A 12,958-nucleotide genomic window follows, 5' to 3' on the forward strand; every position below is an offset into this window, starting at 1 on the left:
CGTGATGTGAGGTGGTGCTGTTTTCTTCCGACCGGGCGCAGCCGGCAGGTCTGGGTGCATCGTCGTCAGGTGCGGGTCCGTGCGAGGGCGAGGGCTTCGAGGGCATACGTGGCGCTGTAGAAGACGAGCCCCGTGAGGATCGCGCCGAGCACGAACGCCCACGCGAGGGGATAGTTGCTCGACGAGACAGCCGAGGTGATCGCCTTTCCGAGGCCCGACACCGGACCGCCGAAGTATTCGGCCACGAGGGCCGAGATCACCGCGAGGGATGACGCGATCCGGAGCCCGGTGAAGAAGTACGGCAGTGCGCCCGGGAGCGTGACGGTGCGTGCGGTCTGCCAGGACGTCGCCGCGTAGGCGCGCATGAGGTCGCGGTGGATGGGCTGGGCCTGTCGGAGCCCGCGGAGGACGTTGAAGAAGATCGGGATGAACACCGCGATCGCCGCGACGATCTGACGACCCGTCTCGACGCTGGCCCCGAACATCGCGTAGAACACGGGGGCGAGCGCGACGATCGGGATGACGGCGAGCGCGGTGATGGTCGGCGCGCTGATCTCGTCGAGCGGGCGCCACGCAGCCGCCAGCAGCGCCCAGACAACACCGGCGACGGTGCCGACGATCAGCCCGACCAGCGCGTTGCGGGCGGTGCCGAGGCTCGCGATCCAGATCACCTCGAGCTTCTGAGCGAACTGGTCGCCGATCGCGATCGGCCCGGGAACGACGAAGGGCTTGAGCTGGAAGACGGTCACGGTGAGCTGCCACAGCACGATCGCGACGATCCCCAGCGCGATCGGTGCGACGAGGTCGCGCCAGCGTGCGGCGGTCATCGCGTCTCCACCCCGCGGGCGCCGGTCTGCGGCGCGCCGTGCAGTGCTTCGCGTACAGCGCTCACGCGCTCGAAGAAGGCGGCGTCTTCGCGCAGCTGCGCGGTTCGGCCGCCGCGCAGCCCCATGTCCAGGATGTCGCGGATGCGGCCGGGCCGCGGGGACATCACCACGACCCGGTCCGAGAGGAACACGGCCTCAGGGATCGAGTGGGTGACGAAGACGACTGCCGCTGCCGTCTCGGCGCAGATACGGGCGAGCTCGGTCTGCATGGTCTCGCGCGTCATCTCATCGAGCGCGCCGAACGGTTCGTCCATCAGGAGCAGCCGGGGCCGCTCGGCGAAGGCGCGCGCGATCGCGACGCGCTGCTGCATTCCGCCGGAGAGCTGATCGGGGTGGCGATCCGCGAAGTCGGCGAGCCCGACGAGGGCGATCAGCTCGTCGGCGCGGGCGCGGCGGGCGGCGCGGTCGACTCCGTGCAGCTCGAGTGGCAGCTCGATGTTCGCGCGTACCGTCCGCCAGGGGAGCAGCCCCGACTGCTGGAACGCGATCCCGTAGTCCTGGTCGAGACGTGCGCGCCGCGGTGTCTTGCCGAACACCGTGATCGCGCCCTCGGTCGCCTCGTCGAGGTCGGCGATCAGACGCATGAGCGTGGACTTCCCGCAGCCGCTCGGCCCGATGAGCGAGACGAACTCGCCGGACGCGACATCGAGGTCGATGTCCTCCAGAGCCTGCACGGTGGTGCCTTTGCCGGTGCGGAACGTCTTTTCAACGCCCCGCACGCGCACCGCGACATCCGCGAGGGATGCCTGGGGCGCGCGCGTCGAGGGAGTGGTCATGCCTTCACCTCCCCGCGACGGTAGCGGCGCAGCAACACGCCGATCAGAGCGACGACACCTGCAGCGGCGAGCCCCATCAGGATGGCGCCGAAGATGGGGGACCACTGTTTGGCGGGATCCGAGCTGCCGCTCGCCGCGAACTCGACGATCGATCGGCCGATTCCGCCGCGCAGCCCGATGGACACCTCGGCGACCACCGTGCCGACGACCGCGTTGATGGCGGCGAGGCGCAGCGCAGGCAGCAGGTAGGGAACGCTCGCCGGCAGTCGCAGCGTGATGAAGGTGCGCCACCATCCGACGCCGTACGACCGCATGAGGTCGAGGTGCGCGGCATCCGGAGATGAGAACCCGCGCAGTGCGCCGATCGACACCGGGAAGAAGGCAAGATAGCTCGCGATCACCGCAACGGACATCCAGTCCTGCCAGTGGAAGGTCCCGATCTCGAGCTGCGCGCCCCAGCGCCGCACCAGCGGCGCGAGGGCGATCAGCGGCACGGTCTGGCTGAGCACGACCCACGGGAGCAGTGCCGACTGTGCGGTGCGGAGTCTCTGCATGAGCACCGCCATCCCGAACCCCACGGTCACCCCGATCGTCCACCCCACGGCAGCGATACCGAGGCTGAACGCGGCCGCCGCCAATGCCACCACCCACAGCGGCGGTGAACCCGGCGCGCGCGTGACCGGCTCGAGGGCGCGCGCGATCATGTCCGAGATGTGCGGCATCGCGATGTCGGTCGTGCGGGGAAGGACAGTGACACCGGCGAGGATCACACCGGTGTCTGGCGCCAGCCACTTGTACAGCTCCCAGATAACCGCGATGAGGAACACCCCCGCGATGCCGAGGACGACCGAGCGGACGCGTCGGCTCATGCCTTCGCCGTCACATGCGCGGACATTGCCGGGATGACGGTCTCGCCGTAGACACGCATCGTCTCCTCCTTGCTGTCGTGCTGGAGGTATCCCGCGAACTGCGTGACGCCGAGGTCGCGCAGGTGCTCGAGCTTCGCGATGTGGTCCTCGGCGCTGCCCAGGATGCAGAAGCGATCGACGATCTCGTCGGGAACGAAGTCGACGTGGTCGTTGTCGGCACGTCCGTGGGTGTTGTAGTCGTAGCCCTTCCGCCCTTCGATGTAGTCGCTCAGGGCGTCCGGGATCGCGCCGTGGTGACCGTACTTCGCGACGATGTCGGCGACGTGGTTTCCGACCATGCCGCCGAACCAGCGGCACTGGTCGCGCATGTGCGCCCAGTCGTCGCCGATGTACATCGGGGCGGCCACGCAGAACGCGAGCGAGTCGGGGTCGCGGTCGGCCGCGGCTGCGGCATCCTTCACCGTCTTGATCATCCAGGCGGCGATGTCGACGTCCGCGAGCTGCAGGATGTAGCCGTCGCCCACCTCGCCGGCGAGCTTGAGCGCCATCGGGCCGTAGGCGGCGACCCAGACCTCGAGTTCGGAACCTCGACTCCACGGGAAGCGCAGTGTCGCGCCCTTGTACTCGACCGGCCGCGAGTTCGCGAGTTCGCGGATGACGTGGATCGACTCGCGCAGCTCGGCCATCGACACCGGCGACCCGTTCGTGACGCGCACAGCGGAGTCGCCGCGTCCGATGCCGCACACCGTCCGGTTGCCGTACAGCTCGTTGAGCGTCGCGAAGACGGATGCCGTCACCGTCCAGTCGCGCGTCGCCGGGTTCGTCACGAACGGCCCGACCGTGACGCGCCTGGTCTGGGCGAGGATCGCCGAGTGGATGACGTACGGCTCCTCCCACAGCAGGTGCGAGTCGAAGGTCCACACGTGGCTGAAGCCGTGGGCCTCGGCGAGCGTGGCGAGCTGCACCGTCCGGGCGGCGGGCGGATTGGTCTGGAGGACGACTCCGAAGTCCATGCTGTGTTCTCCCTGCTCGTTCGCGTTTCGTCTCGGTCGCTTCGCTCCCTCGCTCAACGACCGGTGGCTGGTGCCGGGTCGTTGAGCGAGCCGAAGGCGAGACGAAACGCGCCGGAGCTCCGTCTCGTCCTGCTTCTGTCGCTCGACGACCGACGTTTCATGCCAGATACTGGCTGAGGCCGCGCTTGAGGAACCGGCCGTCGCCCTTCGCGCCGAGGTACTCGCCGCCGTCGACGATGACCTTTCCGCGTGACACGACGGTGTCGACATGGCCGTCGATCTCGAACCCCTCCCACGCCGAGTAATCCATGTTCATGTGGTGGACCCTGCCCGTAGGCGAGCCGTCCGGCCGCAGGCCCAGACCGATCGAGGTGTGGCCGTTCGGGTCGTACACGACGACGTCGGCGTCGGCGCCGGGCTGGATGACGCCCTTGCGGCCGGAGAGCCCGAACATCCGGGCGGGAGTCGTGGAGGTGAGTTCCACCCAGCGCTCGAGGGTGATCCTCCCTGTCACGACCCCCTGGTACATGAGGTCCATGCGGTGCTCGATCGAGCCGATGCCGTTCGGGATCGCCCGGAAGTCGCCGCGCCCCAGCTCCTTCTGATCCTTCATGCAGAACGGGCAGTGGTCGGTCGACACCATCTGCAGGTCGTTGGTCCGAAGCGCCTGCCACATGTGGTCCTGGTGGCCCTCCTCGCGGGAGCGCAGCGGAGTGGAGCACACCCACTTCGCGCCCTCGAACCGGCCCCACTCCTCGCTCGACGCGCCGAGCTGCTCCTCGAGCGACAGGTACAGGTACTGCGGGCAGGTCTCTCCGAAGACGTTCCATCCTTTGTCACGGGCTGCGGCGAGCTGCTCGACGGCCTGTTTGGCGCTCACATGCACGACATACAGCGGAGCCCCGGTGAGGTTGGCCAGCATGATGGCGCGGTGAGTCGCCTCCTCCTCCATCTGCCACGCCCTGGCGATGCCGTGGTAGTACGGGTCGGTCTTCCTCTGCGCGACGAGCTGCTCTGCGAGGACGTCGATCGCCGGCCCGTTCTCGGCATGCATCATCGTCAGCAGCCCGGTGTCGCGGGACACCTGCATCGCCTTCAGGATCTGCGCGTCGTCGGAGTAGAACACGCCGGGATACGCCATGAACAGCTTGAAGCTGGACACGCCCTCGTCGAGGAGTCCGCGCATCGCCGCGAGCGAGTCGTCGTCGACGCCGCCGACGATCTGGTGGAAGCCGTAGTCGATCGCGCAGTTGCCCTGCGCCTTGGCGTGCCAGGCGGCGAGGCCATCCTGCACACGCTCGCCATAGCGCTGCACCGCGAAGTCGATGATGGATGTCGTGCCGCCCCACGCCGCCGCGCGTGTGCCGGTCTCGAACGTGTCGCTCGCGTTCGTGCCGCCGAAGGGCAGCTCCATGTGCGTGTGCGCGTCGATGCCGCCCGGGATCACGTACTTGCCGGTCGCGCCGATGACGGTGTCGACGGATGACGCGACATCCGTCCCGAGAAGCTGCGAGCCGGGCGCCAGCACGGCGGCGATCGTCTCACCGTCGATGAGGACGTCGGCCTCGCTGCGGCCGGTCGCGGACACCACGGTGCCGCCGGTGATGAGTGTGGTCGTCATGGTGTTCTCCTACCCCCCACAGGTCGTTGAGCGAGCCGAAGGCGAGGCGAAACGCGCCGAGCCGGCCGTGCACGGATGCCCCGAGCGTTTCGTCTCGGTCGCTGCGCTCCCTCGCTCAACGACCGGAACCGGATGCGTCTCCCTCCGGTCGTTGAGCGAGCGAAGCGAGACGGAACGCGCCGAACCCGCGCGACCGGCCGGTTTGGTCTCGGCGACATGGGCGCGACTCGTCAGCATCACGGCTCCACGATCTCGCCGTAGGTGTCGGGCCGGCGGTCCCGGTAGAACTGCCAGTCGTCGCGCATCTGCCGCACCATCTCGAGGTCGAGGTCGCGCACCAGCAGCTCCTCGTGCTCGCCCGATCCCAGTGCCCCGACATAGTTGCCGCGTGGATCGACGACCTGGCTGGTGCCGTAGAAGTTCACGGCCTGGTCCCCGTATTCGTTGTCTTCGAGCCCGACACGGTTGGGTGCGAGCACGAAGTAGCCGTTCGCGACGGCCGCGGCCGGCTGCTCGATCTCCCACAGCCGGTTCGACAGTCCGGGCTTGGTCGCATTGGGGTTGAACACCATGTGCGCGCCGTTCAGGCCCAGCTCGCGCCATCCCTCCGGAAAATGCCGGTCGTAGCAGATGTACATGCCGACCTTGCCGACCGCGGTGTCGAAAACGGGGTAGCCGAGGTTGCCCGGGCGGAAGTAGAACTTCTCCCAGAACTTCTCCACGTGCGGGATGTGGTTCTTGCGGTACTTGCCGAGGACCGCGCCGTCCGCATCCACCAGCACTGCCGTGTTGTAGTAGACGCCCGTCTGCTGCTCTTCGTAGATCGGCAGCACCATGACGGTGCCGAGCTCCTTCGCGACCGCCGCGAAGCGCTGCACGATGGGCCCGTCGGCCGGCTCGGCATAGGCGTAGTACTTCTTGTCCTGCGTGATGCCGAAGTAGGGGCCGTAGAACAGCTCCTGGAAGCACACCGCCTGCGCCCCCTGGGCTGCGGCATCCCTCGCGAACTGCTCGTGCTTGTCGAGCATCGACGCCTTGTCGCCCGTCCACGTGGTCTGGGTGATGGCCGCCCGTACGGTCGTCATCGTTTCTCCGTTCGTCCTCGCCAGTGCCTGTGTGTGCGACGGTAAAGCCTTGCGACCCCGCGGGGCAATGGGGGAGCCCGATACATCGCGGGACGGATGCCGCGGCAGCTGCACCTACATCGCGGGACGGATGCCGCGGCATCCCGTCTCCCGTACCGTGAAGAGGATGTTCCGCCCGCTCCAGCGCTATCAGGTCGTCGTCGACGTGTCCGTCGCGGCGGTCTTCCTGGTGATCGCCGCGTCGATCGAGCTGGATGTGATCCGGGGCATGATCGGCTCCACGACCGTGCTCGGCGCCCCGGTCACGGCGTTTACCTCGCTGCTGATCGCGGTGATCTTCAGCACGAGTCTCGCGATCCGGCGGCTCTCGCCCGGACTGGCGCTCGCCGTGGCGTGGACCGGGGCCGTGCTGCAGATGGCGCTCGGCCGACCGCCGTCGCTGTCGGACTTCGCGATCTTCGGCGTGCTCTACGTCACCGCCGCGTACGGGACGACTCGCGTGTACTGGGCGGGCCTCGCCTCGGCGCTGTTCGGGGCCGTCGTCATCACTCTGTACCTGTTCCTGGGTCCGACCTTCGCGGCGGGCGGGCTCACGTGGCGATCACTGCCGATCGCCTTCGTCATGCTGATCGCCGCCGTGTTCGCCCTCGGCCTGTCGTGGACGATCGGAGCGCTCGTGCGCGCCGCCGTGCGGGCCCGCGAGAATCGGCTGGCTCAGCAGCGCGCCGAGCGGGAGGCGGCCGTCGAACAGGAGCGCGTGCGCATCGCGCGTGACATGCACGACGTCGTGGCGCACTCCCTCGCTGTGGTGATCGCGCAGGCGGACGGCGCACGGTACGCCGCAGCGACGGATCCTGCGGTCGCGGCGGATGCCCTCACCACGATCTCCGCCACCGCGCGCTCCGCTCTGGCCGACGTTCGCCTGCTGCTCGGCCAGCTGCGCCACAGCCAGGGCGATGGGCCGCAGCCGAGCCTCGCCGACCTCGAGGCACTCTATGCCCAGGTGCGGGCCTCGGGAGTCGACCTTCGGATCACCATCGACCCCGCGCCCGCGGCCGAGCCGCCCGCGGGGGTGCAGCTCGCGGTGTACCGGATCCTGCAGGAGGCACTGACGAACGCGCTCCGGCATGGTGTCAGTCCTGTCGAGGTGACGCTCGCCTGGCAGCCCGACCGAGTCGAACTCGTGGTGCGCAATCCACTCCCGCAGTCGGCGGTGCCCGCAGTTCCGCTGTCACGGGACGCCGACGATGCTGCGCGAGCCGGGCGAGTCGCGACGGGAGAGCGTCTCTCCGCGGGCCACGGGATCATCGGCATGCGCGAGCGGGCGCAGCTGGCCGGCGGCACCCTGAGCGCCACCGCCGGGCAGGACGCGTTCGTGGTGCGCAGCACGCTGCCGATCGGCGGCGGCCGATGAGCCTTCGCGCGGATCGGCCGACCGCCGCGGCGATCCGAGTTGCCCTCGTGGACGACCAGGCGCTGTTCCGTGCCGGCATCCGGATGCTGATCGATTCGCAGCCCGATCTGCAGGTCGTCGCCGAGGCGGCCGACGGGAGCGAGGCGCTCGCGGTCGTGCGCGAGACCCACCCGGATGTCGTGCTGATGGACATCCGGATGCCGGTCATGGACGGTCTCGCGGCAACGGCCGAGCTGCTGCGCGACGTGGACCCGCCGCGCATCGTGATGCTGACGACCTTCGACCTCGATGAGGCCGCCGCCCGCGCGATCCGCCAGGGGGCGAGCGGATTCCTGCTGAAGGACGCCGACCCCGAGTTCCTCCTCGCCGCCATCCGCACGGTGCATGCCGGATCGGCCGTGATCGCGGCATCCGCCACTCGCGAGCTTTTCGCCCACTTCGCGGATGCCGCCCCCCGTCCGGTTCCCGCCGCGTACAGCGAGCTCACCGAGCGCGAGCGCGAGATCTTCGCGCTCGCCGCGCGCGGGCTGTCCAACGCCGAGATCGCGGCGCGCGAGTACCTGAGCGAGGCCACCGTGAAGACGCACATCAGTCGCATCCTCACCAAGCTCGCCCTGCGCGATCGGGTCCAGTTGGTGGTGTTCGCATTCGAGCACGGGCTGGCATAGCCGCTTTTCGCGCCGATGTGGGCTCAGCGGCCCTCGAGCGCGGCGCGGTGCTTGAGGTAGCGGGGGCGGCCGATGACCCGCCACAGCAGCCGGACCGGCGCGGGCAGGTTCTTGCGCTGCCAGGCGTCGCCGCCGTCGGGCTGGGACTCGATGATGAGGCCGAGCGAGTTCCAGGACTGGCCCTTGGGCGTCGCCTTGCGCCCGTGATCGGAGAACCATTCGATCTCGGGCTCGGTGATCACCGTCTCCATCACCGGGACGATGTTCGCCTCCTCGTCGGGGAGGTGCTCATTAAGGGCGGCGTTGACGCCGTCGAGCGCTGTGAGGACCGGTTCGGCGTCGGCGGCCGTCGCGGACGAGCGCCACGCGGGCACGGCGGCGTCCAGCGCCTCGAGGTGCACGAGCAGCTGCGCATGCTGCGCCTTCATCCGCTCGACATGGCCCGCACACGCGGGGGCGCGCTCTTCGAGGGGTCCCCACAGCCGCTCGTCCTCGCCCTCGTGGTGCGCGTGCACCGCTACCGAGAGCAGGTCCAGCTCGCGGGCGACGACCTCGGCGTGCGCCGTGTCGCCCGCTGCGACACCCTGCACGAGGCCGGGCGCCTTGCCGAAGCCGAACGTGAACATGCGATGGATCTCGGCCATCCCGCTGGCGTCGCAGGTCTTCGGCGCAGCGGCGGGGACACCGCCGCTCGACGGAAGCGGTATGGCGGGCATCGGGTCTCCTTCTCGCAGCGGTCGCTGAGGGAACGCTAGCCCGACAGACGGAGCGAACGGAAGAGCGCCGCAGCGAGATCATCCTTGCGATGTACGGGGATGCCTCGCACGGCCGACGCGGCGAGCCGGGGCGCGTCCGTAGCTTCGAAGAATGGAACTCACATCGACCGCCCTGGGCCTCGCCGCCCGGGTGCAGCAGCTCACCAGGACCTACGGCGCCGGCGGAAGCGAGGTGCACGCGCTCGACGGCGTGAGCGTCGGCATCCGTCGCGGCGAATTCACCGCGATCATGGGCCCGTCCGGATCCGGCAAGTCGACCCTCATGCACATCATGGCGGGGCTGGATGCCGCGACCTCGGGTCGCGTGTGGATCGGCGACACCGACATCACCGGGCTGAGCGACCTCGAGCTCACGATCCTGCGCCGGCGTCGCGTCGGGTTCGTGTTCCAGGCCTTCAACCTCGTGCCGACCTTGGACGCGGGCGCCAACATCCTGCTGCCGTTCGACCTCGACGGCCGTCGCCCGACGGCGCTCGAGCGCGCCCGCATCGACGGTCTCATCGAGACCCTCGGCCTCACCGATCGCCTTCGCCACCGCCCGCACCAGCTGTCGGGCGGCCAGCAGCAGCGCGTCGCGATCGCCCGGGCGCTCGCGACGGCGCCCGACCTGGTCTTCGCCGACGAGCCCACCGGCAACCTCGACTCGCGGAGCGGCCGCGAGGTGCTGGGCCTGCTCGCGGCCGCGAGCCGGCACCACGGCCAGTCCATCGCGATGGTGACGCACGACCCCATCGCCGCGAGCCACGCCGATCGCGTGATCTTCCTCGCCGACGGCCGGGTGGTCGCCGACAAGCCGCGCCAGTCCGCCGAGGAGATCTCGGCGTACATGCTCGCGTCCGAACTCGATGCGCCGCCCGCCGGCGCCACGTCGCTGAGAAACCAGGATCCCGCCGAGACATCGCGTGGCGTCGTGGGTCTCGGTGCGAATGTGGTTTCTCGCGATGGCGCCGCCCCGGGGGGAGCCCCTGCGACCGAGGACGCGGTGCCGACGGAAGCCGAGGGGGCGCGGGCATGATCGCCGAGACCCTCGCGGGGCGCGGTGTTCGCGGGAGGCGGGACGCGGCATCCGCCCCGTCCTCGTGGCTGCGAGAACGAGGGATGGGCGCCAGCATCCTCGTCGCGGCGATCTCGACGGCGTTCGGCGTGGTGCTCATCTCCGCGACCGCCTACATCGACGCGATGCTCCGCGCCAACCCCTACATCGGGGCGAGTGGCACGCTCGGGTTCGTCAACAGCTTCCTGACGGTGCTCCTCGTCGGCGTCGCCGTGTATGTCGCATCGATCGTGACCGCGAACACGTTCGCCACCGTCGTCGCGGGGCGCACCCGCGCCATCGCACTGCTGCGGCTGATCGGCGCCTCGGCGCGGTCGCAGCGGTCGGAGATCGCCCGCCAGGGCTTCGTCGTGGGTGTGATCGGCGCGGGCCTCGGACTCGTCGGCGGGACGGCTCTCGCCGCGGTCGGCGTGTGGCTCGCGGGCCGGATGCTGGATCTCGGCGACGTGCCGTTCGACCTCGTGCGGGCGGATCTGCTGCTGCCCGCCGCGGTCGTGGCCCTCACGACATGGGCCGCCGCTTGGGCGGGTTCGCGTCGGGTCCTCACCGTGACGCCCCTGCAGGCGATCGGCGGATCCGTGGAGCTGTCGCACGAAGCGGTGGTGCGTCGCTCCGGACGCAACATCGCGGCGCTCGTGCTGTTCGTCGTCGGCGGAGCGCTGCTCGCGCTCGGCGTGATCGGCGGGCTCTTCAGCCCGCTCGGAGTGGTCGTCGCGTTCGTGGGCGGCATCCTGTCGTTCACCGGGCTGGCGCTCGGTGCGACCTTGGTGATGCCGCCGGTGCTTCGGCTCGTCGGCCGGATCTTCGGTCGTTCGGCCACCGCGCGGCTCGCGGCCGAGAACGCGCTGCGCCACCCGGAGCGCTCGAGCCGCATGGCGATCGGCGTGGTCATGGGCGTCACGCTGGTCACGATGTTCGCCGTGGCCATCCAGTCGACGAAGGCCGTGATGACGGCGGCGGCGGGAGGCGCACTGCCGCCCGAGCTCGGCACGATCCTCGACTCGTTCGCCGCGATCATGATGGGGCTCGTCGCCGTGTCGGCGGTGATCGCCGGCGTCGGGCTGGTCAACCTCCTGACCCTCGGAGTCGTGCAGCGTCGGCGCGAGCTCGGCCTGCTGCGGGCGCTCGGCGTCTCGAACGGGCAGATCCGGGCCATGGTGCTGCTCGAGGCCGCGCACATCACGATCGCGGCGACGGCAACGGGGCTCGTGCTCGGCGTGCTCTACGGCTGGGCAGGCGCCCAGTCGCTTCTCGGGTCGATTCCGACGAACCCCGACGCCCCTGTCGTCGGCACCTTCGTGGTGCCGGCCGTACCGCTGGGGCCGGTGCTGGTGATCGTCATCGCGACGGCCGTGCTCACCCTGGTGGCGGCAGTCGTCCCCACGCGGCTCGCGACGCGGGTCGCGCCGGTCGAGGCGCTCGCCGAGTAGGCCGCCGGCGCGCTGAGTTGCCGCGATCGGCCGTTTCCCTTGGTGGGGAAGCGGCCGAGCGTGGCATGTGGCGCCTGGGTCCGCGCAGTACCGGCCGCCGCGGTGGGCTCGGCGCGGTGGGCTCGGCGCGGTGGGGCTCGGCGAGGCACGTCGGGCTCGACCTTCGGCGTCGGGGCCTCAGCCGGCCGGCTGAGCGGGACGCACCAGCCGCACCTCGCGCACGGGCTCGCCCCAGCGATCGTCGTCCTTCACGGTGCCGTCGGGACGGAAGCCGTTGCGGGCGTAGAACGCGCGAGCGCGTGGATTGTCCTCGAGGACCCAGAGGGATGCCGCCTCCCGGCCGATCGCGGCATCCAGGAGTGCCTGCCCGGCGCCCGAGCCGTACCGGTCGGCGAGCACGTAGATCGCGAAGAGCTGCCGGCGGCCCGGCACACCGTCGTCGTCCCGATCGGCGCCGCTCGACGCGAACCCGACGACGGCGCCGTCGACTTCGGCGACCCAGACCTCGCCGACCACGCCCGCGTGGCCATCGTCGAAGAAGCGCTCCCAGCCGTGGGACGAGCTCTCCACATCCAGTCCGTCGAGGATGGATTGCGGCATCCGGCCGGTGTAGGCCTCATGCCACGCCTGAACCTGCACGTGCGCGATGGCAGCGGCGTCTGCGGCCCGAGCGGGGCGGACGACGACCTCAGCCATCGGTGTCGGAGGCAGCCGCGGGTTCGGGGTCGAAGGCCCAGGTGGGCGCCATGGCGCGGATGCGGGTGGCGCGCCATTGCCACACCGTCCACAGCACCGGCCAGAGCGCGGCGGCGGTCGGCCCCCCGATGACCAGGCGGTCGCGCCACAGCGTCTTCGACGGATCACCGGGTGCCGGCGCGATCGCCATCTGGTGGTCCCAGACGTCGAGGCTCGCGAGGGGTCCGGACAGCGGAATGCCGCTGTCGCGGAAGATGCGCACCCGGCCGGCGGGCTCGTCGACGAAACGTTCGCTCACGTGGATGAGCTGGCGACCCATCGGCAGCGCGCTCACCGCGCTGAGCTGCACCGGGATGTCATCACCCGGCGTCCACGTCGGAGGGAGGCCTTGCGGATCGAGGGGGTCCATGTCGAGCACCGGGCCGTAGAGTTCGGCGACCGCCCGCGGCGAGTGGATGGCCCGCCACGCGGCATCCGCATCGCAGTCGATGACGAGCTTGAGCAGGATGCGCATGCTCCAGTCTCGCACCGCAGCCTCCGCCGCGATGACGTGCATCGATGTGCGGGGGCCCGACGTTCCACGAGGGGCGCGGCGGGAACCTCGATGCCGGCGGCGGCGCGGCGGGAACCTCGATGCCCGCGGCTGGGCATGCCGGAACCTCCATGCCG

General features: G+C 70.2%; 12 protein-coding genes and 1 pseudogene. 4 read left to right on the forward strand and 9 right to left on the reverse strand.

What is annotated here, in order from left to right; genetic code table 11:
• Positions 1 to 65: 65 nt before the first annotated feature.
• The 6 genes from ABD212_RS00805 to ABD212_RS00830 form a co-directional block, all read right to left on the reverse strand.
• Positions 66 to 827 carry an ABC transporter permease gene (locus ABD212_RS00805; RefSeq protein WP_344090201.1) on the reverse strand — a complete coding sequence of 254 codons (762 nt, stop codon included), beginning with the start codon at positions 825 to 827 and terminating at the stop codon, positions 66 to 68.
• Positions 824 to 1,663 (reverse strand): ABC transporter ATP-binding protein, encoded by an 840-nt coding sequence (locus ABD212_RS00810; RefSeq protein WP_344090203.1) that lies wholly within the window; start codon positions 1,661 to 1,663, stop codon positions 824 to 826. Before ABD212_RS00810 ends, ABD212_RS00805 begins: the two co-directional genes overlap by 4 nt.
• Positions 1,660 to 2,532, reverse strand: coding sequence for an ABC transporter permease (locus ABD212_RS00815; RefSeq protein WP_344090206.1), 873 nt, complete (start codon positions 2,530 to 2,532; stop codon positions 1,660 to 1,662). Before ABD212_RS00815 ends, ABD212_RS00810 begins: the two co-directional genes overlap by 4 nt.
• Positions 2,529 to 3,545, reverse strand: coding sequence for a TIGR03842 family LLM class F420-dependent oxidoreductase (locus ABD212_RS00820; protein WP_344090208.1), 1,017 nt, complete (start codon positions 3,543 to 3,545; stop codon positions 2,529 to 2,531). Before ABD212_RS00820 ends, ABD212_RS00815 begins: the two co-directional genes overlap by 4 nt.
• A gap of 157 nt (positions 3,546 to 3,702) precedes the next feature.
• Positions 3,703 to 5,166 (reverse strand): dihydropyrimidinase, encoded by a 1,464-nt coding sequence (gene hydA / locus ABD212_RS00825; protein ID WP_344090210.1) that lies wholly within the window; start codon positions 5,164 to 5,166, stop codon positions 3,703 to 3,705.
• A 236-nt stretch (positions 5,167 to 5,402) separates the two neighbouring features.
• The gene (locus tag ABD212_RS00830) at positions 5,403 to 6,251 is read right to left on the reverse strand and encodes a nitrilase-related carbon-nitrogen hydrolase (protein ID WP_344090211.1); all 849 of its coding nucleotides are present in this window, start codon (positions 6,249 to 6,251) and stop codon (positions 5,403 to 5,405) included.
• A 166-nt stretch (positions 6,252 to 6,417) separates the two neighbouring features.
• Between ABD212_RS00830 and ABD212_RS00835 the strand changes: the two genes are divergently transcribed.
• Positions 6,418 to 7,665, forward strand: coding sequence for a histidine kinase (locus tag ABD212_RS00835; RefSeq protein WP_344090213.1), 1,248 nt, complete (start codon positions 6,418 to 6,420; stop codon positions 7,663 to 7,665).
• Positions 7,662 to 8,333: a response regulator gene (locus ABD212_RS00840; protein WP_344090215.1), complete on the forward strand. Its 672-nt coding sequence runs from the start codon at positions 7,662 to 7,664 to the stop codon at positions 8,331 to 8,333. Before ABD212_RS00835 ends, ABD212_RS00840 begins: the two co-directional genes overlap by 4 nt.
• A gap of 23 nt (positions 8,334 to 8,356) precedes the next feature.
• Here the strand turns inward: ABD212_RS00840 and ABD212_RS00845 are convergent, their stop codons facing one another.
• Complete coding sequence (locus ABD212_RS00845) at positions 8,357 to 9,049, reverse strand: hemerythrin domain-containing protein (protein ID WP_344090217.1); 693 nt, start codon at positions 9,047 to 9,049, stop codon at positions 8,357 to 8,359.
• Positions 9,050 to 9,200: 151 nt separating this feature from the next.
• Between ABD212_RS00845 and ABD212_RS00850 the strand changes: the two are divergent.
• Together ABD212_RS00850 and ABD212_RS00855 are read left to right on the forward strand one after the other, a co-directional pair.
• A pseudogene (locus ABD212_RS00850) lies at positions 9,201 to 9,959 on the forward strand (ABC transporter ATP-binding protein); the annotation flags it as partial.
• 161 nt (positions 9,960 to 10,120) lie between these two features.
• Positions 10,121 to 11,593: an ABC transporter permease gene (locus ABD212_RS00855; RefSeq protein ID WP_344090219.1), complete on the forward strand. Its 1,473-nt coding sequence runs from the start codon at positions 10,121 to 10,123 to the stop codon at positions 11,591 to 11,593.
• Positions 11,594 to 11,770: 177 nt separating this feature from the next.
• Here the strand turns inward: ABD212_RS00855 and ABD212_RS00860 are convergent, their stop codons facing one another.
• Positions 11,771 to 12,289 carry a GNAT family N-acetyltransferase gene (locus ABD212_RS00860; RefSeq protein WP_344090221.1) on the reverse strand — a complete coding sequence of 173 codons (519 nt, stop codon included), beginning with the start codon at positions 12,287 to 12,289 and terminating at the stop codon, positions 11,771 to 11,773.
• A complete protein-coding gene (locus tag ABD212_RS00865; protein ID WP_344090223.1) occupies positions 12,282 to 12,803 on the reverse strand; it encodes a hypothetical protein in 522 nt (173 codons plus the stop codon). The genes ABD212_RS00860 and ABD212_RS00865 overlap by 8 nt, the downstream gene beginning before the upstream one ends.
• Positions 12,804 to 12,958 lie beyond the last annotated feature (155 nt).

The sequence above is a fragment of the Microbacterium deminutum genome (genome assembly GCF_039530205.1).
Taxonomy (GTDB): Bacteria; Actinomycetota; Actinomycetes; order Actinomycetales; family Microbacteriaceae; genus Microbacterium; species Microbacterium deminutum.

Bases quoted from the DNA above. Each gene is read 5' to 3' on its own strand.
- ABD212_RS00845 (WP_344090217.1), bottom strand. From the start codon at position 9,049: ATGCCCGCCATACCGCTTCCGTCGAGCGGCGGTGTCCCCGCCGCTGCG.
- ABD212_RS00865 (WP_344090223.1), bottom strand. From the start codon at position 12,803: ATGCGCATCCTGCTCAAGCTCGTCATCGACTGCGATGCGGATGCCGCG.
- ABD212_RS00830 (WP_344090211.1), bottom strand. From the start codon at position 6,251: ATGACGACCGTACGGGCGGCCATCACCCAGACCACGTGGACGGGCGAC.
- ABD212_RS00820 (WP_344090208.1), bottom strand. From the start codon at position 3,545: ATGGACTTCGGAGTCGTCCTCCAGACCAATCCGCCCGCCGCCCGGACG.
- ABD212_RS00840 (WP_344090215.1), top strand. From the start codon at position 7,662: ATGAGCCTTCGCGCGGATCGGCCGACCGCCGCGGCGATCCGAGTTGCC.
- hydA (WP_344090210.1), bottom strand. From the start codon at position 5,166: ATGACGACCACACTCATCACCGGCGGCACCGTGGTGTCCGCGACCGGC.
- ABD212_RS00815 (WP_344090206.1), bottom strand. From the start codon at position 2,532: ATGAGCCGACGCGTCCGCTCGGTCGTCCTCGGCATCGCGGGGGTGTTC.
- ABD212_RS00835 (WP_344090213.1), top strand. From the start codon at position 6,418: ATGTTCCGCCCGCTCCAGCGCTATCAGGTCGTCGTCGACGTGTCCGTC.
- ABD212_RS00810 (WP_344090203.1), bottom strand. From the start codon at position 1,663: ATGACCACTCCCTCGACGCGCGCGCCCCAGGCATCCCTCGCGGATGTC.
- ABD212_RS00855 (WP_344090219.1), top strand. From the start codon at position 10,121: ATGATCGCCGAGACCCTCGCGGGGCGCGGTGTTCGCGGGAGGCGGGAC.
- ABD212_RS00860 (WP_344090221.1), bottom strand. From the start codon at position 12,289: ATGGCTGAGGTCGTCGTCCGCCCCGCTCGGGCCGCAGACGCCGCTGCC.
- ABD212_RS00805 (WP_344090201.1), bottom strand. From the start codon at position 827: ATGACCGCCGCACGCTGGCGCGACCTCGTCGCACCGATCGCGCTGGGG.